Annotated in this window: 18 protein-coding genes; 6 read left to right on the top strand and 12 right to left on the bottom strand. The window is 52.5% G+C overall.

What is annotated here, in order from left to right; genetic code table 11:
* Positions 1-277 precede the first annotated feature (277 nt).
* The 6 genes from MWU63_RS15165 to MWU63_RS15140 all read right to left on the bottom strand — a co-directional run bounded on the left by MWU63_RS15165 (position 278) and on the right by MWU63_RS15140 (position 9168).
* On the bottom strand, positions 278-1039 hold the full coding sequence (locus MWU63_RS15165) for a hypothetical protein (RefSeq protein WP_213890834.1): 762 nt from the start codon (positions 1037-1039) through the stop codon (positions 278-280).
* A 297-nt stretch (positions 1040-1336) separates the two neighbouring features.
* Positions 1337-2731 carry a dihydrolipoyl dehydrogenase gene (gene lpdA / locus MWU63_RS15160; protein WP_213890833.1) on the bottom strand — a complete coding sequence of 465 codons (1395 nt, stop codon included), beginning with the start codon at positions 2729-2731 and terminating at the stop codon, positions 1337-1339.
* A 116-nt stretch (positions 2732-2847) separates the two neighbouring features.
* Positions 2848-3420, bottom strand: a complete 573-nt coding sequence (locus MWU63_RS15155) for a DUF924 family protein (protein WP_213890832.1) — start codon at positions 3418-3420, stop codon at positions 2848-2850.
* Positions 3421-3492: 72 nt separating this feature from the next.
* Positions 3493-4767, bottom strand: coding sequence for an MFS transporter (locus MWU63_RS15150; RefSeq protein WP_213890831.1), 1275 nt, complete (start codon positions 4765-4767; stop codon positions 3493-3495).
* 70 nt (positions 4768-4837) lie between these two features.
* On the bottom strand, positions 4838-5905 hold the full coding sequence (gene queA / locus MWU63_RS15145; protein WP_213890830.1) for a tRNA preQ1(34) S-adenosylmethionine ribosyltransferase-isomerase QueA: 1068 nt from the start codon (positions 5903-5905) through the stop codon (positions 4838-4840).
* Positions 5902-9168: a DUF3971 domain-containing protein gene (locus MWU63_RS15140; protein WP_247078563.1), complete on the bottom strand. Its 3267-nt coding sequence runs from the start codon at positions 9166-9168 to the stop codon at positions 5902-5904. The genes queA and MWU63_RS15140 overlap by 4 nt, the downstream gene beginning before the upstream one ends.
* A gap of 134 nt (positions 9169-9302) precedes the next feature.
* Here MWU63_RS15140 and MWU63_RS15135 point away from each other — a divergent pair, with 134 nt between their 5' ends.
* The 4 genes from MWU63_RS15135 (at position 9303) to MWU63_RS15120 (ending at position 12689) form a co-directional block, all read left to right on the top strand.
* The gene (locus MWU63_RS15135) at positions 9303-9764 is read left to right on the top strand and encodes a peroxiredoxin (protein WP_213890828.1); all 462 of its coding nucleotides are present in this window, start codon (positions 9303-9305) and stop codon (positions 9762-9764) included.
* A gap of 17 nt (positions 9765-9781) precedes the next feature.
* Positions 9782-10576 (top strand): ferritin-like domain-containing protein, encoded by a 795-nt coding sequence (locus MWU63_RS15130; RefSeq protein ID WP_213890843.1) that lies wholly within the window; start codon positions 9782-9784, stop codon positions 10574-10576.
* A gap of 300 nt (positions 10577-10876) precedes the next feature.
* Positions 10877-12199, top strand: coding sequence for a M23 family metallopeptidase (locus tag MWU63_RS15125; protein ID WP_246531823.1), 1323 nt, complete (start codon positions 10877-10879; stop codon positions 12197-12199).
* Entirely contained in the window at positions 12189-12689 is a 501-nt protein-coding gene (locus tag MWU63_RS15120; RefSeq protein WP_213890827.1) for a polymer-forming cytoskeletal protein, read from the top strand. Before MWU63_RS15125 ends, MWU63_RS15120 begins: the two co-directional genes overlap by 11 nt.
* 57 nt (positions 12690-12746) lie before the next feature.
* On the opposite strand, the gene MWU63_RS15115 is transcribed toward MWU63_RS15120, so the two are convergent.
* From MWU63_RS15115 to MWU63_RS15095, 5 genes are all read right to left on the bottom strand, one after another.
* On the bottom strand, positions 12747-13532 hold the full coding sequence (locus MWU63_RS15115; protein WP_213890826.1) for a DUF2189 domain-containing protein: 786 nt from the start codon (positions 13530-13532) through the stop codon (positions 12747-12749).
* Between the two features lie 158 nt (positions 13533-13690).
* Positions 13691-14818, bottom strand: coding sequence for a peptide chain release factor 2 (prfB, locus tag MWU63_RS15110; protein ID WP_213890825.1), 1128 nt, complete (start codon positions 14816-14818; stop codon positions 13691-13693).
* Between the two features lie 63 nt (positions 14819-14881).
* Positions 14882-17440 carry a penicillin-binding protein 1A gene (locus MWU63_RS15105; protein ID WP_247078561.1) on the bottom strand — a complete coding sequence of 853 codons (2559 nt, stop codon included), beginning with the start codon at positions 17438-17440 and terminating at the stop codon, positions 14882-14884.
* 149 nt (positions 17441-17589) lie between these two features.
* Positions 17590-18834, bottom strand: a complete 1245-nt coding sequence (locus MWU63_RS15100; protein ID WP_213890823.1) for an N-acetylmuramoyl-L-alanine amidase — start codon at positions 18832-18834, stop codon at positions 17590-17592.
* A gap of 70 nt (positions 18835-18904) precedes the next feature.
* A complete protein-coding gene (locus MWU63_RS15095) occupies positions 18905-20053 on the bottom strand; it encodes an aminotransferase class I/II-fold pyridoxal phosphate-dependent enzyme (RefSeq protein WP_213890822.1) in 1149 nt (382 codons plus the stop codon).
* A 58-nt stretch (positions 20054-20111) separates the two neighbouring features.
* Between MWU63_RS15095 and MWU63_RS15090 the strand changes: the two genes are divergently transcribed.
* The gene (locus MWU63_RS15090) at positions 20112-21449 is read left to right on the top strand and encodes a M48 family metalloprotease (protein ID WP_213890821.1); all 1338 of its coding nucleotides are present in this window, start codon (positions 20112-20114) and stop codon (positions 21447-21449) included.
* A 2-nt stretch (positions 21450-21451) separates the two neighbouring features.
* Complete coding sequence (locus MWU63_RS15085; protein ID WP_213890820.1) at positions 21452-22216, top strand: DsbA family protein; 765 nt, start codon at positions 21452-21454, stop codon at positions 22214-22216.
* Between the two features lie 9 nt (positions 22217-22225).
* Here MWU63_RS15085 and ispG read toward each other — a convergent pair whose 3' ends face one another.
* Complete coding sequence (gene ispG, locus MWU63_RS15080; RefSeq protein ID WP_213890819.1) at positions 22226-23356, bottom strand: flavodoxin-dependent (E)-4-hydroxy-3-methylbut-2-enyl-diphosphate synthase; 1131 nt, start codon at positions 23354-23356, stop codon at positions 22226-22228.
* Positions 23357-23418 lie beyond the last annotated feature (62 nt).

Below are 23418 nucleotides of genomic sequence, written 5' to 3'. Positions count from 1 at the left end.
CGACCTGAAACAAGAGTATGCAAGACCAATGAAGTGATGGAACTTTGTCAGCCCTAAAACCAAGAGGCCCCGTGCTTTGTCCTGAACGCTTGCTGTTCGATGTGCGGAATGGGACTTGGTTGGTGGAAACCATCAGGGCCAGCGGCCATGTGCGTCGCGCTAAGAGGCCGAACACAAGACTGCTTCTGACAAAACGCCAAGCACAAAATTGTACTTGCAAAAAGGCGGGGTCCATATACATCCACACAGGACAAAGCGGTTATTACATGCTACTCTGTTACGGCAGGAAAACGTCGCGCGTGTAAACAGGGATGGCGAGTACACCCGTCAGAGCCTCACTACCATCAAATATTTCTGCCAACTCCGGAACGCTGGATTGTAAGGTAACTTCACCTACAAGCTCACGCCCAAGAGCTGTGCTCATGGCTAGATCTGCCAATTGTTCATAGCGGTAAATCCGATGAAAATCCGGGTTGGCCGCAGAGTATGGCGTAGTCTCGGACTTAGACCATACGGGACGTCCGGTCTGATATGCCAGGCTCAGATTTAGCGTACCACCAGTTTCAGGTTCGACAACCCAGGTTTCTCTGTGGTTGCGAGCCCCTTCATAGGGGCCACTAAAGGCCAAGTCCCGGCTAATTCTTGCCGCCACTCCGTTGTCATAACTGCTCGCAACTGGTGGCGTTTCGTAAACACGAGTGACAAACATGCGTGCACCCTCAAACCCCGGATTGACACCATAGGCCACAATGGCCACTGACCTGCGATTGTGTGGAGCAAGCGGCTTGCCTTCTGGATCAAGTGCCAAGTGGCGGTCAATGAAGGCTACAAGCAGGTTAGTTCCTGCAAACGGTCCTTTCGGAAGGGTTAGTACGACCCATCTGTCTGGCAGCATCGACTGAACGGCGTCGTCGTTCACTTTGAAAGCCAAGACAACACGACTATCGATATTCGACCCGACTGACGTTTCGGCCGTAGCCGGGATGACACTTGTCAGAACAAACACCAACGCGAGAGTTCTGGCGCGCCATTTAGCCATTAATTTTCTCATGTTTCCTCTACCTCTTGTCACTTCACCTGCAATGAACCCGGAGGCTCAGAGTTCGACTCAAAGCTAAACCAGAATAGAGGATTTACTCTTTGATATGCGTCAATGGTAAACTGTTGTGAATATTCCCGGGTCAATTGCAGTGCAGCGGTTGTCAAAAAGAGTTCGAAGCAGTCATCTGACTCTTTCGATCAGTTTACCAATCCTGAGCCCTAGGACACAATTGAACTGCAAACCACAACGGCCCGCAATCTTCACGCGGGCCGCTTATGGTCATTACCGAATGGATCACATGTGAATGACGCGCCCGTAGGCATCCAGAACGGATTCATGCATCATTTCAGACAGGGTTGGATGCGGGAATACGGTGTTCATCAGGTCTTCTTCCGTGGTTTCCAGCTGGCGCCCGACGACGTAGCCCTGAATAAGCTCTGTCACCTCGGCCCCGACCATATGCGCGCCGAGCAGTTCGCCTGTCTTTGCATCAAAGACCGTTTTGACCAGCCCTTCGGGTTCCCCGAGTGCAATCGCCTTGCCGTTCCCGATGAACGGGAAGCGGCCAACCTTGATCTCATAGCCCAGTTCTTTCGCCTTGGCTTCGCTATAACCGACACTGGCAACTTGCGGATGACAGTAAGTGCAGCCAGCGATACTTTCGGGTTTAACCGGATGCGCGTGTTTACCGGCAATCAGGTCTGCGACCATCACGCCCTCGTGGCTGGCCTTATGTGCAAGCCATGGCGCACCCGCGATGTCGCCAATCGCATAAAGCCCGTCGACACCTGTGCGGCAGAACTCATCCGTCACAACATGGGTTCGATCGAGTTTCACGCCAAGCGATTCGAGCCCTAGGTTTTCGACATTGCCGACAATGCCAACCGCAGAAATCACCGTATCAAACTCTTCTTTGACAATCTTGCCGCCCGTTTCGATGTGGGCCGTGACCTTGCCCTTGCCGCGATCAAGTTGCTTGACCATGGCTTTTTCCATGATCTTCATACCCTGCTTAACAAACTGTTTCTTGGCAAATGCGCTGATCTCTGCGTCTTCGACGGGAAGCACTCTATCCATCACTTCGACAACAGTCGTATCGGATCCGAGGGTATTGTAGAAACTTGCGAATTCAATTCCGATTGCGCCCGAGCCAATGACCAGGAGTTTTTTCGGCATCCGAACCGGGTCAAGCGCGTGTTTGTAGGTCCAGACCAGATCACCGTCAGCCTCTAGTCCCGGCAGTTCGCGCGCCCTTGCACCCGTTGCCAGAACGATATTCTTGGCTGTCAGTTCTTCGACACCCTTATCAGTTTTCACACTAACCTTGCCCTTCACAGGCAATGTGGCTGTCCCCATGAAAACGGTGATTTTGTTCTTCTTCATCAGATGGCCAATGCCGCCCGAAAGCTGCGCTGCGACACCGCGTGAACGTTTCACAACAGCCTTAAGATCATAGCCGATGTTATCTGCCTTAAGGCCAAAATCCTTGGCCCGTTCCATAAGGTGAAAAACTTCGGACGAGCGCAGCAGCGCCTTGGTTGGGATGCATCCCCAGTTCAGGCAGATACCGCCTAAATGCTCACGCTCCACAATCGCGCAACTCAGCCCTAACTGGGCGGCGCGGATCGCTGCTACATACCCGCCGGGGCCAGCCCCAACAACGACAACATCGAATGACTTGGCAGACATCTGCGCCCTCCGTTAAAAAAGTAGTTTGATATTAAACTATCCGGAGCGCAGCAGCAACCAACCACACTAACGCCTTAGTGACGCAGTCTTAAACTGTTGGTTTATAAGCTAATGTACTAAGCCTGTACCAATTCAACCGCTTTACGATACCCACCTTCAGCCAAAAATGCGGCTTCCGGCGTTGTGTCAGCACGTTCCAAAACTTCATTTCGGTAAGGGAATCGGCCGAACTTACGGATCACTTCCCGATGCGCTTTTGCATGCAGGAGGTTTTCCTCTTGCGTCTCAGGCATTCGCGTCAGCATCAGACGTACGCAACGTTCCTGATCACACAAGCATTCTGAGTGCATCAGCGGCAGATAAAAGAACTGCCTTTCAGGTTCCGGAACGCGCATGTCCCATCCCTTATCAATCGCCTTTTTCGCAGCCGCACGCGCCAATCCATCCGTCGCAAATGCGCGGCTGTCATTTCGGAACATGTTTCGCGGGAACTGATCAATAAGTATCAGATATGCAAGTGTGGTTTCTGAGCGCATTGCCCAATCCGCCATCTTGCCTTCTTTCGCCGCATACCAGGATTTTTCAAACCTGTTACGGATTTTGGTATCAAGCGCTACCCCGCCCTCGTACCAACCATCTGGACCGACTTCCTTAAGCCAGAAGTCCAGCACTTCACTTGGGTTCAGCATCGGACCCTCCTCCGTAGCAATAAAACCCCCTAGACATAGGAAGCGTTACAAAACATTTACACATTTACAACATTAATTTTCATCGAGATTCAGATTGTTGCTTTCTTCATCCATCGACGCCTCTATGAATATCTCCTGGGCAACTTCAAGCGCGACAGGAGATGAGGAAGGCATGAGAGTCGCATAAGAAACGGTATCTTCCACATTTGCCGCTGGCCGCTGCGTCATGCGATAGGCCGAGTAGGCCGCAAGCGCAAGCAGCAAAACTACCATGAACATGAAATATCCATGCGCCCCGATCATTCCCATCAACCACCCGGTTATGACCGGTCCTGCGATTGCGCCAAGGCCATTCACAAAAATCAAACCTCCCGAAGCAGATGCCATGTCCTCGTGTTCAAGAAAGTCGTTGGTATGCGCGATCAGCAGCGCGTAAAGCGGGTTCGAGGTTCCACCAATCAAAAACGCGGAAATCAGCAAAAGCTCAAATACGCCGCCCGCCATGAACCCGATAAAAGACGCCAGCCCGCCAATCAGCGCGACCACGGCAATCAATATCCGCCGGTCCATCCTGTCTGACAACCAACCAATCGGGTATTGCAACAAAAGAGCACCGATGTAGAAGGCCGACACGAACAGCGAGATTTTACCAAGCGACAATCCGATTTGCGCACCATAAACGGCTGACATCCCAAATTGCGCTGAAAAGACACCACCAAGTAGAAACTGTCCTGTGCACCCCAACGGAGATCGTGAGAACAACTCTCTCAGCGACATAGGTTGCGTGGTGTCAAACGCAGGTGTCGGACTGATCGACAGCAGAATTGGTGCAAACGATATCGAGACCAGTACTGATGGAATAATGAAAAGAATGAACCCTGATGGGTCACCCGCCGCGATCAGCGCTTGTGCAGAAACGATCCCGATCATCTGCACCATCATATAGAGCGATAGCGCCTTACCCCGATTTTCGTTTGTGGCTGCGTTGTTAAGCCAGCTTTCTGCTGTGACATACACACCGGAAAAGCAAAACCCGATCAGAACACGCCCCAATGCCCATGCAATTGGGTTGGCAAAAGAGGGGTACAAGATAAGAACCGCAGAAATAAATGACGCCAGTGCTGCAAAGACCCGCACATGGCCAACTCTTCGGATCATTTCGGGTGCAAGGCGCGAGCCACCGAGAAATCCGACAAAATACGCGGACATGACGATAGACATCTCAAAGGTCGAGAACTGCTCAAGCGCGCCGCGCACACCCAACAACGTCCCCTGCATACCGTTGCCGACCATAAGCAAGGTCATACCAAGCAAGAGCGCCCAAGAGCTTCCAAGCACCTGTATCATTTTAATCCTCGCGCGTATTTAAGGGGGGTGTACCCACATTCTGGGCGCGCATACCGCATCGATACGACATTTAAAGTCGCCTTTTGCTTTCAGGCACCAGAAAAGACGCATCGCCATAAGAAAAGAACCGATATTCCTTCGAAATTGCGTGTGCGTAAATTTCTCGGATTTCTTCGACCCCCATAAGTGCTGAAACAAGCATCATGAGCGTCGATTTCGGCAAATGGAAATTGGTCATCAGCGCGTCAGCAGCGCGAAAACTGTAACCCGGCGTTATGAAAATATCGGTATTGCCACGCCGCGCTTGCATCTGGCCATCTGGCGAGGCGGCAGATTCTATTAATCGCAGTGCAGTCGTTCCAACCGGGATTATGCGCCCGCCTTGCGCGCGTGTCTCGTTGATTTCATCTGCGGCTTTCTGTGATACCTCGCCCCATTCAGAATGCATCTTGTGATCGCGTACATCGTCAACTTTAACGGGCAAAAACGTTCCGGCGCCGACATGTAACGTTACGTAGGTGATCGAAACACCTTTCCGAGAAATCTTCCGAAGCAAAGCCTCATCAAAATGCAACGAAGCGGTTGGCGCAGCGACCGCGCCTTTTTGGCGGGCAAATACAGTTTGGTAGTCAGATTTGTCCTGCTCGTCCGCAGCTCGTTTTGCCGCGATGTAGGGCGGTAATGGCATAGCACCGGCAACAGCAAGTGCATCGTCAAAATCCTGACCTGTCAAATTGAACTCAAGATGGGCAGCGCCCTCATCTTTGGCTTTAAGAACTGCTGAAAGCCCTGAAGAAAAGTGAATTTCTTCGCTTTCCTTCACTTTCTTGAGGGGTTTTACCAAGGCGCGCCACGTGCCGTCACCACGCGGGTCCAACAAGGTGACTTCTATTTTCGCTTCGGTCTCACCCTCGGCACCCAGGCGGCGGCGCACACCAAAAAGGCGCGCTGGGATCACCTTTGTATCATTCAAAACCAACCTGTCGCCTGCCCGCAATAGATCGGGCAAGTCAAAGACATGTAGGTCGCAAATACGTCGGTCTTCGGCAACCAGCAGACGTGATGCAGAGCGTGGCTTGACCGGCCGCGTGGCAATCATATCCTCCGGCAAGTCGAAATCGAAATCCGAGAGTTTCATTCGTCGACCTTTGGCGGCGGGCGACGGAATATTTCGCGAAACATGCCGGGTGTAAAAATCGACAGTGGGTTTACCGAAACGCTTGGGTCATCCGATGATCCGGTAAGGCGATAATTGAAGCCAAATATCCCCTCCCCCCGGCGCGTGAAAATCGCCCCGATTCCGTTCACAATGTAGACTGGTGAAATCACACCCTGCATATCCAAAAGCTTTGTTCCCAAGCTATACACACCGTCCATCGACACCCCGAGAGAGGCACCAACTGCGCTGCCTCTCGTGATAATAACCCGGGTTGGCGTCAAGCGGAAATTGGCTTCGACATCACTAAAAACGATACCTTGACCATTCAATTGTTCCAGCAATCCGATAACACTTATTGCGCCCAGCAAATCGGCCAAAGCCGGTGCGTCCCGAACACGAACGGTTGTTGCTGTTAATCGCCCATTGTAACTACCTGTTTCCCCAAGTGGGATCAGGATCAGATCCATATCCCCGCCATGTGCTTTGTCCAAAACACCTGCGGCGCGCATAACCGCCCCCGCGTCCGAACTCCGAATCCTGATAGCGGTTCCGCCTTCCTGAGGGGCCAGTGTCCCAAGAATATCCACCTGGCCATTCACTTTCGCCTGAAATGTTCCGTTGAAAGCCGGGCTTGTCTGAAAATTCCCGCGCAGCCCTGTCAGCGTAATCCCCTCAGAGACAACAAGACGGTCCAACGCAAGAGAGATAGGCCCACCCTGCCCGGTCCCGCCTCCGCGACCAAAGGTTGTTTGACGAATATCGATCATGCCGCCTTCGACCGATACGGCCGGCGTAAGTCCGATACCGCGCCCGCGTAGCACAACAGGTGCGTTTAGCCATTGTCCGACCTGAACGCTTGAAAAGCGGGCAGCATCCAAAGCGCCGCCCTCTTTTAAGGTCACACTGCCCGTTGCGTCCAACCCGGCGGCGTTGATCTTCAGCAACTCTATACGCACTGGATTTCCCAATGAACCGGAAACAAGCAGTTCTCCGGTTACATCTCTTGGCTTCGCCCATCCAAGATCGTTTAGTCGCATCCCTAGCTGGTTGAGGTCAGAGGTCAGGGTGAACAACGACGGCGCGTCTTTTAGCAGCTCTATATTGATCGCGGCACGACCAACACCACTTATGCTTCCGTCTGGTAATCCAAGGTTAAACTCATTTACAAAAACCTGCGATAGCTCCACCGTACCTTCAACCTGCGAGCGACCTTTGTTTGCTTCCCCGAACCCCTGTGTCCATGTGGCGTTAAAAGGCAGGGAGCCAAATTTTCCCATCCCCGAAATTTCGATTCCATCAGGTGATGCGCGCAACGCAAGCTCCGGCGCACTTAGAACCCGATCCTGAACCAATTTGTCTGATGTAACGTCCTGCAACTGACCCGAGACCTCAAAATCCACATCTTCCAGCAAAACGGTATCGGCCAGCGGAAGCCGGATATCTGCCTGCACATCGGCCACGCCTTCTGCCAGATCCGTGGGTTGATCCGCCTTTGACAGAAACTCAAAAGGTGGTTCATCGAGCAGCGAAAGAACAGACGGAATTGTCCCTTTGGCACGCAGAGCGACAACTGCCGGAGGTTCCCGAACAAACACATCAGGTATACTGAAGACGGTGCCTGTTGCATCAAGAAGTCCACCGTTTGGTGCTGTTACAATGCCATTTTCGACGACAAGCGATAGTGTTTTATCGCTTATCGTTGCATATCCATTCCCCTGCTCAACTGGTGGCAGTTTTCGCATGTAGCGAACCGTTGCGTCGTGAAACCGAAACCCGAATGACATCCGTACGTCCTGGCCCTGTGACAGACGCAACGCCCCCGTCACATTACTGAGGTGCCCTGAGTAAACATTTTCTTCCAGCCAGTCCCGGGTTTTCGAAATCAAAACCACTGGCCACAGTTCCATCAGCCGCTTTTGCTGAATCTCATTAAGGTTCAGGTCAAGTGCAACCGCCCAACCGGCTTCATCAACCGCCACTCCGCCACGCACCTGCAAATGTGTATCACCGTCTATTAGCACAAGCTGCCCGATTGTCAGTGAAAAGGGATCCAAGCGAAGTCGAATGTCCAGCGCACCACCATCAAAGGAAACCGGAGCGACAAATATACCAACGGGATTTGCAGAAATTTGCGAAAATGAAAACTGAGCCAGCAAAGTTGAGGGCCAGCCATCAATCAAATCTCGAAGATAGGCTTTACCCTCTGCCTTGAGCTCAGCGGCATCTGTCGACACTGACAATTCGCTGAATGTAATTTTCTGAAGATCGGGGTCGTACGTGAAATACGCCTTGCCAGTGTTAAAACCAATGGGACGTGTCTGCTCTGTCGGTTGCAGCACACCTTTTCCGATTTCAAGGGTTCCGTTCATGGAACCAAGTTCACCGTCCTCTGAAATCTCGGCCCTTACCGCGCCTGACACGGGCGCGTCTATCACCGCAAGCCACGCAAGCGCGGGTGCCTGTGTCGCAAAGTCGTCGGCCGGAACGTCCTTTAGATTTGCCGAAATCGTTGCACGCGGCGACCCTTTGAAAGATCTGAACGAAAGCGACGCTTCTGCCGGTGTGTCTTGACCATAGAAAAGTTCAAACCCGAGGCGGATATCTAGCTTTTCAGGGTCCTGCGTCAGCTCCAACACGCCATCGGTTGCAACCCAGTATCGTGCGGCGCGGGCATCTTCATACTGAAAGGTAACATCGCTGATCTGCACGTTTTCAATGGCGGCCAACTGCGGTGTCGCAAAAAGTCTGTCGATACTTTTCAGAACATCAGAGAGTGATCCGTTCGTCCCCAGCGTTTGCTCCGGATCATCCAGAGATAAATCGAACCGCCCGTTCGGCTCTCGTCGCATCGAAAATTCCGCGCCCCTGACCATCAGCGCGGTGGGTTGAACGACACCTTCAACAAGCTTTGACATCGCAAGCGTAACTTCGATATCCGAGAAGGAAGCGATCGGCAGCCCTGTCCGGTCTTCTAAAAGCAAATCATCAAGTCTGATAACCGGAACCCAGTTGTCTGAAACCTGAAGATTTACGGCACCCAGGCCAACGCGCCCACCCGCCAGCGACTGGTTTATACTCGTCTCTATCCGCGTCTTTACCCAGTTCGGAACCTCGATCGAGCGCCCCAACAAGGCTAACGCAACCAGACCAGCAACCAAAGTCAAAAGCGCAAGACTGAGTAGCATCCAGAGGCCAAAGCCCCTGCGCCTCCGCCGCTTACCTTCTGTCGCGCCGTAGCTCATCTTGCCTCTTCTTATCCGCCGAACCGAATCTTTCGACGGCTGCATTTTTTCGTCTTTTGCCGACATGCTCTTTATCTTCGCAAGTTCCGCGTTAAAACAGAACCAGAAACTTTGCCAGCAGGACATTGATCAACATGGTAGATATAGGCGAGATTGCCCCGGACTTCACCCTACCACGCGATGGCGGCGGCATTTTAACGCTTTCGTCTTTGCGCCCGGATAACGTTGTTCTATTTTTCTACCCTAAAGATGACACGCCCGGATGCACAAAAGAGTCCATCGCCTTTACGCAACATCTTGATGCGTTCAAAGCCGCCGGAACGCAGGTGATCGGTATTTCCAAAGATACTGTCGCAAAACATGATAAATTTCGCGACAAGCATTCGCTAGGTGTTCCGCTGTTGTCAGATGCAGAGGGTACGGTCTGCGAAGACTATGGCGTCTGGGTTGAAAAAAAGATGTATGGAAAAACATTCCTCGGGATTGAGCGCACGACAGTTCTGATTAACGAGTCCGGCGAAATCCTGCATGTCTGGCGTAAAGTGAAAGTGCCGGGTCACGTCGAAGACGTGCTTAACATGGCTGAATCCCTGTGAGCATAACGCTCACAGAGATGGCGGTCGAGGTGCTGAATTGCGCTGACGGCGTGGCAAAAACTACGCTGTCGCGGGCGCATGCAGCAAGCTGGTTCGCGTCCCGCGAGGCCGGGCCAGCATTGGAAATTGGCCATTGCTCTCCACCCTCATTTCCAGCACGCCCAGACCAACCTGTTTTGCTTAGCCCGCGTGATGTTCCGCGCAGAAAGCCTGGCACACCTGCGGGGCGCATCGCGCTTTTGCATGCGGTGGCGCATATTGAACTCAATGCCGTAGACCTACACTGGGACATTATTGCGAGATTTTCGGACGTAAAGATGCCGATTGGGTTTTACGACGATTGGGTTAAAGCAGCTGATGAAGAATCCAAACATTTCAATCTGATCTGTGAATGCCTCAAAGATAGAGGCAGCCACTACGGCGCGCTGGCCGCGCACGCAGGTATGTGGCGTGCGGCAGAGGACACTGCAGAGGATTTCATGGGCCGACTTGCTGTTGTGCCAATGGTTCTGGAGGCACGTGGACTGGATGTGACGCCCGGAATGATCGAAATTTTTCGAAAATCCGGCGAGGCAAAGGCGGTCGAGTCGCTTGAAGTGATTTACCGCGAAGAAGTTGGACATGTTGCTTATGGCTCAAAGTGGTTCAACTTTCTCTGTGGTCGTCATGAGAAGGACCCAAAGGTGGTATTCCATGCCTTGGTCCGCAAATATTTTCATAGCACTCTCAGACCACCGTTTAATGAAGAGAAGCGCGCAGAAGCAGGATTGCCACCGGATTTTTACTGGCCGCTGACGGAAAAACTTGAGTGAAAAACAGATTGAGAAATGCAGCAGATACGCGCGAACTTCGTTGAAATACCGTTGAACCGTCGTGGAGAAAACACTTTTCCGCTCAGTCGATATACTGGTATTTCTACCTTCGCTACGTGTGGATCAAGCCATCAATCGGCAAAAACCCGCCGGTTTTGATAGCTTATTAACCATCTAAGCCCATTAAATACCTGAAATTTCTTGCGACAAAGCGAGCGGGAAGGTAACACTTCGGCGTGCATCGCGATGTGGGGACAAGCGCGTTGCAATATCTGGGGATCGGAGTGAGGGACGGGCAGTTTGACCATAACTATGTTCAACAAGCTAAAAGCAGTGATCGAGCGACGCTTTCCAGAGCGCAGGGTATTCCTGAGGTCTGACACTGAAACACGTTTCATACGTCTCTCTCCCATCGCGCAGGTTACATCACTTCTTGGTGGCACCGCGCTCGTATCCTGGGCCATTGTTGCAACCGCGATTTTGTTGATGGACAGCATTGGGTCCGGCAATGTCCGTGATCAGGCGCGGCGTGAACAATCCATCTACGAAACGCGCCTGAATGCCTTGTCTTCAGAACGTGATTCCCGCGCCGAAGAAGCATTGGCCGCACAGGAACGGTTTAATCTCGCGCTTTCGCAGATATCGCAAATGCAATCCTCTTTGCTCGCCTCTGAAGATCAACGCAAAGAACTGGAAACCGGGATCGAGGTCATTCAACGAACGCTTCGGCGAACGATGAATGAACGTGATGACGCCCTTGTCAAAGCCGATACGCTGAGCGCGGAACTCGAAGGCACAACCGGATCTGTACGTACAGATTCAGGCCGTATTCAGGACATTGAGAGCACCGTAGATTTTCTAACGTCAGCACTTGAATTAACGGCGGGAGAACGGGACGAAATTGCTGATACAGCCTCTGAAGCACAAGCCTCTGTCGAAGAGTTGTTGCTGCAGGCGCGATTGGCTCAGGAGCGTAATGATCGCATCTTCCAGCAGTTGGAAGATGCAGTTTCAATCTCACTCGCTCCATTGGATGAAATGTTCCGCGCTGCGGGGCTCCCGACGGATCGAATTATCGAACAAATTCGCCGCGGCTATTCAGGCCAGGGTGGACCGCTAACACCGCTATCATTTTCGACCAGAGGCGAGCCACCGAGTGCCGAGAGCCTTCGTGCAAACGCCATTCTATCTGAAATGGACCGGGTGAATATCTATCGGATCGCGGCGCAGAAAACGCCATTTGCAATACCTGTCAAATCTGCATTCAGGTACACGTCGGGTTTTGGCCCCCGCTGGGGACGGATGCACAACGGTACAGACTTTGCAGGTGCAAGTGGCACACCCATATATTCAACCGCCGACGGGGTGGTCACACACGCAGGCTGGTCATCTGGTTACGGGCGTCTCGTAAAAATCCAGCATGAGTTCGGAATCGAAACACGCTATGCGCATATGTCAGCCGTTCGCGTCGAGGTTGGTCAAAGGGTCTCGCGCGGAGACCGAATCGGTGATATGGGGAACTCTGGTCGTTCTACCGGAACTCATCTACACTACGAAGTCCGGGTGGACGGCAACCCAGTTAATCCCATGAACTACATCAGGGCAGCAAACAATGTTTTCTAAGAGCAGAATAAATGAACCTGGCCCCAAACAGGGCGGCGACGAAAAAGCAAAAGAAAAGCCGGCAGCACCTCCTGCGTCCGAAATTCCTGCGGCACCCAAAGCAAAACCACCAGCATCGACTTTGTCGCCAGACCTTTACGTAAAGGGCAATCTTAAAACGACTGGCGACATCCAGATCGAAGGACAGGTTGAAGGCGATATTCGTGCTCATCTGTTAACAGTTGGCGAAGGAGCAACTGTAAAAGGCGAAGTCGTCGCTGACGACGTTGTTGTCAACGGGCGTGTTGTCGGCCGTGTGCGTGGTTTGAAAGTTCGTCTGACATCTACAGCACGCGTTGAGGGCGACATCATCCACAAGACGATCGCAATTGAATCGGGCGCTCACTTCGAAGGTTCTGTCCAACGTCAGGATGACCCGCTGAGCACCGGTGCCAAAAAAGCGGCCCCAGCGGCACCCGCCCCTGCCAGCAAACCGGCAACCGGTTCGTAGACCAAAAACAAATTTAAAATCTGGGCGCGTGCAAATTTTGCGGCGCCCATTTTCGTTCTATTTTCCCGGTCGCAATGCGCTGCGATAAAGATGCCAGCTCGCATGTCCCAAAACCGGAACGACAATTAACAAACCCAAAAATCCAGGTATCATCGCCAAAAACATGATTGCGGCAATAAAGACAGCCCACGCAAGCATGACTGGTAAATTTTGCGCGACCGTTTGAAAGCTCGTTATCATTGCAGTTACAAAATCGACCTCAAGGTCCAGAAGAAGCGGCAAGCCCGTCACAGTAATAGCGTAGATCAAAAAGGCTAATACGGCGCCAACCAAAGAACCAATCGCCAGCATAGTCAGGCCATTTGCACTTAGGAAAACATCATAAGAGCTTGAAACATTTGTCATGGTCGACAAACCCAGAAACAGTGCAAAAATCATATGTGCGATGAAAAACCAAAACATAAAAATCAAAATAATGATCGCGCAAATAGACGGGACTTGCCTGTCCTTTTGTCGGTAGATCACGCCCAGAATTTCGCTCCAGTCCAGCGCTTTACCCTCTTCAAGTCTGTGGCTGACCTCGTAGAGCCCGACTGCCGCAAATGGACCAAGTAATGGGAAACCAAACGCCGCAAGGACAAGCCAGTAGGTTTGTCCTGTGCTTATGGTAACCCAGGCCATCAACATACCACCAAGAACATAGACACCTCCAAAGAAAAGGCCAAACTTGGGGGCTTTCAGAAAATCCTGCCAGCCATTTTTCAGGGCAGCGCGCAGCATCTGAATTGTGATCGATTGAATCTCTGGAACGGGTGATGCCGCTTTATATTTATCTTGTGTCATTCTCGCTCCTCCCGAAGTCAGTCTACGTCCGAAATTGCACAAGAAAAGACGTAAGATACGCGCATTGGGAAATTAATTTGTTAAAATTCCCTTAACGGACCTTGCAAGCTAAGAAGCCTCCCAGTGAGCTGTCCATTTTCGATAGAACAGAATTCGCCTTAATTGTCTGCTTGCGCTTCTGAGCGGCTTTTGCCGGCAACATCCAACGCGAGAGTTGCAGCCATAAACCCATCCAGATCACCATCCAGAACGCCTTGTGTATCCGATGTTTCGAAATTCGTGCGCAAGTCCTTCACCATCTGGTAAGGCTGCAAAACGTAGGAGCGGATCTGGTTGCCCCACCCTGCATCGCCCTTCGCCTCATGTGCTTCGAGTATACTGGCATTTCGCTTATCGAGTTCCATCTGATACATGCGCGATTTCAATGCCTTCATCGCGATATCGCGGTTCTGGTGCTGAGATTTCTCAGAGCTTGTAACCACAATCCCCGTTGGCATATGCGTAATCCGGACGGCAGAATCGGTCGTGTTGACGTGTTGCCCGCCTGCCCCGGAAGATCGGTATGTATCAATCCGTATGTCAGCGGGGTTCACGTCAATCTCAATGTTGTCATCAACCACCGGGTAGACCCAAACAGAACAAAATGATGTGTGGCGTCGGGCTGACCCGTCAAACGGGGAAATACGAACTAGCCGGTGAACGCCGCTTTCAGATTTCAGCCAGCCATATGCGTTAGGGCCGCTTATTTTGTAAGTGGCAGATTTGATCCCCGCCTCTTCGCCTGCGGTCTCGGACTGAAGTTCAACTTTGTAGCCCTTCTTCTCTGCCCAGCGAACATACATCCGCGCAAGCATCGACGCCCAATCACAGCTTTCGGTGCCACCCGCACCAGAGTTAATTTCGAGAAAGCTGTCATTGCCGTCCGCTTCGCCGTCCAGCAGCGCTTCGATTTCTTTCTTTGCAGCCTTTTGTGCGAGCTTTTTCAGTGCATTTTCAGAGTCGCGAATGACCTCTTCGTCCTCTTCCATCTCACCCAGTTCGATCAGTTCGATGTTATCTGACATATCCTGTTCAATCGATGAGCAAACACCAATAGCGTCAACAAGCATCTGACGGTCGCGCATCAGTTTTTGCGCTTTTGCAGGATCATTCCACAAATCAGGGTCCTCAACGCGTGCGTTAAATTCCTCTAGCCGATGCTCTGCAGTTTCCCAGTCCAACCTTTGCTTTAGCAGCGCCAGTGACTTTTCAATTGCTTCAACAGCATTCTGTGTATCGGCCCGCATCAAGCTGCCCTTTTCTTGTTCGTCAGTACTGTGTGATAACAATGCTTGCCGGTATCAGCAAGATCAGTATAGCCCACCGGAACTTAGCGTTCCAAACGTTGCCCGCTCTCCGATACGTGCAGTATCACCGGTTGAGGTCGTGACAGTGCGATCAGTGATAAGGGCATCATCACCCGGCGCAAACAATGGCAGGTTAGCCCCCATGGCGAAACCACCATCAATCAGCGCACCCAAGCCAAAGATCGGCTCTTCACCGTCTCTGAAGTATTCAGCAACAACCATTTCGCCGCCCGCCTCATCCGGAAGGCGCTCTCCGGTGAACCGATCAATCTTGATGAAATGCCCACCTGGAGGAACCTCAAATTCACCACCACCATATTTGGCCGTTGCTTCCAGCATGAAACGATTGAAAACCGGGCCACACATGCTGGCCCCATATGCCCCGCGGCCCAACGGGCGCGGACGATCATGACCAATGTAGCAGCCCGCAACAATGTTAGAGGTGAAGCCAATGAACCAGACATCCTTTGCCTCGTTCGTGGTTCCGGTTTTACCAGCGACTGGCACGTTAAGTGTTATGCGTCCCGCTGCGGTGCCACGCTGCACCACGCCGCGCATCATCGACGTCAACTGATAGGCAGTGACAGCGTCCATCACCCGCTCGCGGTTTGACGTGACGCGCGGGGCGCGGCCACCTATCAGGCTTGCATGCTGACATTCCTCGCAAACACGCTGGTCATGCCTGTAGACAGTTTCGCCCCAGCGGTTCTGCACCCTGTCAACCAGCGTCGGTTCAACCCGTTCACCGCCATTTGCAAACATCGCATAAGCAGCAACCATCTTAAAAAGTGTCGTTTCTTCCGAGCCAAGCGCGTTCGAAAGATAAGGATTCATCCTGTCATAGACACCAAAACGCTCAGCATAAGAGGCGACAACCTCCATGCCGATTTCCTGCGCCAAGCGAACGGTCATCAGGTTCCGGGATTGTTCAATTCCCGTGCGTAGCGGTGTTGGACCATAATACTGATTTGAAGAGTTTTGGGGTCGCCAGATACCGGCACCTGTATCAACTTCGATAGGCGCATCAACGATGATCGTCGCAGGTGAAAACCCACTATCAAGCGCCGAGGCATAGACAAAAGGTTTGAACGATGAGCCGGGCTGCCGTGCAGCCTGTGTCGCGCGATTAAATACCGAATGCTGGTAGGAAAATCCGCCCTGCATTGCGATAACCCGCCCGGTGTTCACGTCCATCGCGACGAAACCACCCTGTACTTCGGGAATTTGCCGCAAGGTCCAGCGAATGAACGAGCCATCTTCATCCTTGAACATTGCCCGCACATGGACGACGTCACCAACGTCGACCAGATCACCGACATTGCGCGCGGTATTTGAAAGGCTGCCGTCTTCGCGTAGCTTTTTAGCCCAGGTCACATCGTTGGGCGGAATCCAATGGCCGTCTTCATCTTCTTCGACCTCTTCGATTCCGATCCTTGCATGTGTCTCACCAACTTCGAGAACGACAGCAGGGAACCATCCCTCGATATCACGCGGAACGTCAGCTTCAGAAAGCGCTTCGCGCCAGGTTTCTTCGTCTTTCAGAAGATCACTTGCAATTGTAACGCCTGTGCCTCGCCAAACCCCTTGGGTGCGATCATATTCTTCCAAACCACGACGCAGAGATTGCGCCGCGACAGGTTGCAATTCCGGGTCAACCGTGGCGCGCACTGTGTACCCTTCAGTAAAGAATTCACCTTCACCGAAATCTCTGCTGAGTTGGCGCCGTATTTCATCTGTGAAATAATCACGCGGAGGCAAAGAGGCACGAAATGCCGGATAATCACCATTCTGTACTGAAAGAAGCGGCTTGGCTTCTTCAGCCTCATAGGTCGCCTGATCGATGTAGCCGTTCTCAAACATCTCCTGCAGGACAAAGTTACGACGCCCGGTTGCGCGTTCAGTCTGCAACACCGGGTGGTAGTCGTAAGGCGCCTTTGGCAGGCTTGCCAAATATGCGGCTTCACCGGCGCTGAGTTCCGTCAATGTTTTGTTAAAGTAGGTCTGTGCGGCAGACATCGCCCCAAAACTTCTGAAACCAAGATCAATCTCGTTCAGATAAATCTCCAGAATTTTTTCGCGGCTGATGGTGTTCACCAAGCGGTTTGCAAGAATAATTTCCTGTATTTTGCGTTCGATCGTTCTTTCCCCACCTAGCAGCATGTTCTTTGCGACTTGCTGCGGAATTGTCGAAGCCCCGCGAAGACGGCCACCGCGTGTCTGGATCGCCTCTAAAATTGCGGCTGCGATTCCGCGAACGTCAAACCCGCGATGGGTATAGAAATTCTTGTCTTCCGCAGAAATAAACGCGTGCTTAACCAGTTCTGGAATTTCTTCTATCGGTGCAAAAAGCCTGCGTTCCTGCGCAAATTCATCGATGATACGTCCTTCACCCGAGTAAATCCGGCTGATTGTCGGCGGTGTGTATTGTGCCAATTGTTCGTGGTTCGGCAAATCGCGGCTGTACATCCAGAAAATAGAGACGACGCCCAATACAGCCATGACCGCACCGATCGTCAGCCAACTGAAGATTGCGCCAAAAAAGGACATTATAAACCGGATCAAGACGGCGCTCCTATTCGTATTCCTGCTCTATATAGGCGCGCAGCGGCGCAGGGTCAAAAGAGATCAGCTATTTAGTGCCTGCTAATCACATCACAATAAACTTCAGGTTTCTCTTCTCAGTAAACCTGTTACCGGGCGCTAGGAGTTACCTACTGCCGAATAAGCTGGGCTTCGGCGGCGTCTGCCTTGGCCCATTCCTGCAGCGCGCTGGTGATACCTGCAACTGCCTTGCTGCGCCATTCTTCAGACTGAAGGTTTTCCAGGTCTTTCGAACTGGAAAGAAACCCAAGCTCTATCAAAACTGAAGGTATATCCGGGGCTTTCAGAACAGAAAAGCCAGCCGTAAGTCGGGGGTGTTTGTACATCTCGCCCACGGACTGCATGATCCCCTCGACCAGAGCATTCGCCAGCCTGTCATTTCGTGGCGCGGTATCACGCCTTGCAAGATCCATCAAAACTGACGCAATCACATCGTCCTGATCGGAAAGGTCAACACCTGCAAGCAGATCTTCACGATCATGACGTTCCGCCAAACGTGCCGATGCTTCATCAGTTGCCGTATCGGAAAGCGTATAGATCGTAGCACCGCTTGCGCGCCCCTCTGGCAAAATATCTGCGTGCAAAGATAAAAACACATCGGCCCTCGCGGCGCGGGCAATCGAAACGCGTGCTTCCAGAGGAACGAAAACATCAGAGTCGCGCGTCAGCAATACTTCAAACCCGCCCGTACGGATCAAGGATTCCTTAAGGCTGCGTGCAAAGGTCAGCATAAGGTTGGCTTCGCTCAACCCCTCGCGTTCTGCGCCCGGGTCAATTCCACCGTGCCCCGGATCAAGAACAACGACAAGAGGACGATCCCCGGTCTGCCTTTGGATTGGCTGTTCCAGAGCTTCCCCTTCAAATTGTCCCCAAATCGCCGCGTCAGGTACCCCAGCAGACGCTGCAAAGGTTTCAGCGCTCGTTGGTGTTAACCTTAACTGCACAACTGCGCTGCCTTCGGATGGATTTGTCTCCATTCCGGCTTGCTCCACCCACATAGGTTCTGAAAGCTGCACAACAAGCCGGGACCAGCCGGGGCGAAAAAGGCCGGATCGAAGATCGACGATATGAGAAGATTCAGTAAAGGCGTCACGGTTCAAACCGCTCCAGTCGACTTCTCGAAAGTCAATAACCAGACGGGTTGGGTCTGTCAGGGTAAACAACCGGAAAGGCACCGCCTGTGTCAGCGCAATATCGATTTCAAGGGACCCGTCAATATCTTCAACCGTTGTTGCGCCGCTGTCGACACGGGCAAGCGCCGAAAGCTGCTGCGCTTGTGCTGCCCCCGTCAGAAAGACCATGGCCAACACAAACCGTGCCGTTTTGCACAGGAATCGTTTAAAAATACTGCTCATGCCGGGCTCTTGTTTTCCGCCCTCTCTCTGGGGCTGCTTATCCTCAGTATAAGCTTTTGTCTGAAGCAAGTCACCTGCCACGCGTTGCCATGAATTTTTGCAAGCGCTTCAATCCCTCTTTGATATCTGCTGTTGATCGGGCATAGGAAAAACGCAGGGTCCCTACCCCACGAACTGGATCAAAATCCATCCCTGGAGTTACCGCAACACCGGCCTTTTCAAGTATTTCTGCTGCAAAAGCACGGCTGTCATCCGTGTAGGCACTTACATCTGCGTAAAAATAGAAAGCGCCATCAGGCGGAGCGATCTTCGTGAACCCAGCCTTGGGCAGACCGTCCTGCATCAGTTTGCGGTTTTTGGCGTAAACTTCGAAATTGGTTGTCAGTTCATCGTCACAATCGATTGCGGCCAATGCTGCAACCTGCGCTGCGTGTGGCGCACAGATAAACATATTCTGTGCCAGCCGTTCTATCGTTCGAACATGATCATCCGGAACAACCATCCAGCCAACACGCCAGCCGGTCATCGAAAAGTATTTTGAGAAAGAATTGATGACATAGACCTCGTCCGAGATCTCCAGAGCGGAAACCACCCGCCCCTCGTACTGAATTCCATGGTAAATTTCGTCCGAAATGAAGGCCATATTTTTCGCCTGACAGGCCTTGATAAGCGCGGCAAGCGCATCACGATTCAGCATTGTTCCAGAGGGGTTTGCCGGCGAAGCAACGATCAAACCGTCCAAATCTATACCTGAAAAATCTTCGGGCACCGGTTGCAAGCGATTTTCTGCCGAGGTTTGCAACCCAACTGGAACCAGATCAAGAGCCTTTAATATCTGACGGTAAGATGGATAACCCGGCTCACCCAGGGCAACCTTCTCTCCGGCTTCAAACAATGCTGTGAACGCCAGGATAAACGCACCGGATGATCCCGGCGTCACAATAATGCGCGCGGGGTCGACAGTTACGCCATACCAGTCCTTATAAAGAAGGGCGATGCGGCTGCGTAGCGCTGGCAAGCCCAGAGCAACGGTATAGCCCAGAGACTCTGTTTCCATGGCCTCTGCCAAAGCTTTACGCGCTGCGCGTGGCGCCGGTGTTCCGGGTTGCCCAACTTCCATGTGGACAATGTGGCGCCCGGCCTTTTCAGCCTTGCGCGCTGCCTCCATCACATCCATCACAATGAAGGGATCAACTGAACCACGCCTTGAACTTCGCATCAAACCCTCCTTACACTGCGTCTAGCTGGTGTTGTTCCAGCGCGGAAGCATAAGGTCAATGGCAGGCAGAGTTCTTATTTTCTTAACTGCAGTTGGATTGGCGTTTGTTGCGATATTGCAGCCAGCGCGCGCTCAGGGTTTGATACGCGATGCTGAAATAGAATACTCGCTTCAGCAACTGGCGCGACCTCTTCTAAATGCTGCCGGTCTTTCCCCAAACAGGGTGAAAGTTTACGTCCTTGCTGACAGCTCGTTGAACGCTTTCGTGATCGACAGCGAACATATCTTTGTTCACTCTGGGCTGATACTGAAACTTCAAAAACCCGAAATGTTGCAAGCTGTCTTTGCACACGAGATCGCACATATCGCAAACGGCCATATCACACGCCGACTTACAAATGCCGCGAACTCACGCACAGCAGCGGGGCTTGGTATTTTGCTCTCAGCAGCTGTCGCCGCAACCGGAAACGGCCAGGCCGCCGCAGGTGTTGCTGCCGGGACCAGCGGGACCGCGCAGCGGCTGTTTCTGGCACACACCCGGAGCGAGGAAAGCTCTGCCGATCAGTCGGGTGCCCGTTTCATGGCAAGCGCTGGCGTAGACCCCGCTGCAATGATTGAAGTGCTCGAGATTTTCAGAGGCCAGGAAGCATTGGCTGTGTCACGGCAAGACCCTTACGCACAATCGCATCCGTTGTCTCGGGACAGGCTGCGTGCAGCGCGGGGATATGCCGCCGCGTATACACCTCGTAACAACCCGGAAAACAACAACGCGTACTGGTTCGCACGGGCGCGCGGCAAACTTGAAGCCTTCATCCGCAATCCTTCCAGCACGCTTCGTAAAATCGACCGTAACGATAATTCGGATATTGCGTTGATGCGCCGCGCGGTTGCGTATCATAGAATGCCTAACCGTTCAAAAGCTCTGGAAAACATCAATGCGCTGGCCGCGCGACGCCCGTCTGATCCTTTTGTTCACGAACTCCTGGGCCAAATACACCTTGAATCCCGTGATGCGCGTTCTGCCGTTCGTGCCTATAGCCGGGCTGTTGAATTATCTCCACGACATCCGCTTTTACTTGCTGGGTATGGTCGGGCTCTTTTGGCACTCGATACAGCAGATGGCAATCGGCGCGCATTGCGGGTTCTTGAACAGGCGCGCGCGCGCGACGCACAACAACCGCGCATGTTGCGCGACCTTGCCGTCGCCTACGCCAAATCCGGCAATAACGGCATGGCATCATTGACAACTGCAGAACGTTACGCTCTTTTAGGGCGACTTTCAGATGCACGCATACACGCTACACGTGCTGAAGCGTTACTACCCAGAGGTTCAACAGGCTGGAACCTCGCTCAGGATGTGTTAAGAGCGGCAGACGCCGCAACCCAACGGAGATAAAAATGTTCCGCACCTTCTTTACCACCGCTCTTGTGGCACTTTTCTTTTTGACAGTGACTGCAGCATCACCTGCGAACGCGCTTGATCTATCCTCTATGACCGATGAAGAGCGGGCAGCTTTTCAAACAGAAGTCCGTGCTTATCTTTTGGAACACCCAGAGGTGATTATGGAAGCGGTAGCCGTCCTTGAACAACGTCAGGCCGAACAGCAATCTGCAGCGGACGAAAACTTGGTCCGGGTTAATTCCGACGCTCTTTTCAACGATGGGTATTCCTTTGTCGGTGGCAATCCGAACGGGGACATCACGATTGTCGAGTTTGCAGATTATCGCTGTGGCTATTGCCGCCGGGCGCATCCTGAACTTAATGAGCTACTTGCAAGCGACGGCAATATACGCCTGATCGTAAAGGAGTTTCCGATCCTCGGGGAACAATCTGTGCTCGCGTCGCGGTTTGCTATTTCAACGTTGCAACTGGCAGGGCCCGAAAAATATGCAGTGGTGAATGATGTACTGATGACCTTCCGAGGCGACGTAAGCGTGGATTCACTCGGGCGTATCGCGGCGGAACTCGGGCTCGATTTTGAAGCAATTTCCGCACGGATGAACAGTGACGAGGTTTCCAAGGTAATCTCTGACACCTACGCGCTTGGCCAACGAATGCAAATCAGCGGCACCCCAACTTTCATCCTGGAGGATGAATTGTTGCGCGGTTATCTGCCTCTTGAAGCGATGCGCGAATTGGTTGCCGCGGCGCGCAAGGGATAGGCTAAGCTTTTATTCAGCCGCCTCTTTGGCTGCTTGTTCGGCCTCAATTGCGGCGGCCTTTTCCTCGACTAGCCCGACGATATGCTCGACCATCTGATCGTTGCTAAGTTTGTGGCTTTGTGCGCCGGCGAGGTAAACCATACCAGCGTCCTTGCCTCCACCGGTAAAACCAATATCGGTCATCAAAGCCTCGCCCGGCCCGTTAACCACGCACCCGATTATTGAAAGGCTGAGCGACGTTGTAATGTGCGCCAGGCGGTCTTCCAGTTTCTCCACGGTCTTGATCACATCAAAGCCCTGACGCGCGCAACTGGGGCAGGAAATGATTGTAACGCCCCTGTGGCGCAGGCCGAGCGATTTCAGAATTTCGAAGCCAACTTTCACTTCTTCCACAGGATCGGCAGACAGGCTGACGCGCACCGTATCGCCAATGCCCATCCAAAGAAGATTGCCAAGCCCGATTGCAGATTTGATCGTACCGGACCTTAGTCCCCCAGCCTCGGTTATACCAAGATGGATGGGTGCGTCTGTTGCCTCTGCCAGTGATTGATACGCGGCGGCTGACAGGAACACATCTGACGCTTTGACGCTGATCTTAAACTCGTGGAAATCATTATCCTGAAGAATTTTGATATGCTCCAGACTACTTTCGACCATGGCTTCCGGGCAAGGTTCCGCGTACTTCTCCAACAGGTGACGCTCCAGGCTTCCGGCATTCACGCCGATGCGAATTGAACAGCCATGATCTTTGGCCGCCCGGATCACTTCTTTCACGCGGTCCTGATTTCCGATATTGCCGGGGTTTATCCGAAGACATGCTGCGCCTGCCTCTGCTGCCTCAATCGCGCGCTTGTAGTGGAAATGAATGTCAGCAACGATTGGTACAGGGCTTTCACGCACGATTTCGCGCAACGCTGCTGTAGACGCCTCGTCAGGGGTTGAGACGCGAACAATATCTGCACCGGCTTCCGCGCAGTCGACGATTTGTTTGATCGTCGCTTTGGCGTCCGACGTGTCAGTATTGGTCATCGTTTGCACAGCAATTGGTGCATCCCCACCAATCGGGACATTACCGACAAATATCTGACGGGATTTTCGACGATATACATCGCGCCATGGGCGCACTGGGTTGAGCGACATCGGCCGTCTCCGCCAAATTGGTAAGTTTCGTTTTAGATAAGGGATGGTCACGCCAAGGGCAA

Source organism: Pseudohalocynthiibacter sp. F2068, assembly GCF_023015645.1.
In the GTDB taxonomy this organism is placed as follows: Bacteria; Pseudomonadota; Alphaproteobacteria; order Rhodobacterales; family Rhodobacteraceae; genus Pseudohalocynthiibacter; species Pseudohalocynthiibacter aestuariivivens.
Note: the sequence above shows the minus strand (reverse complement) of the source record. Positions and strands in the feature narration are given on the sequence as shown.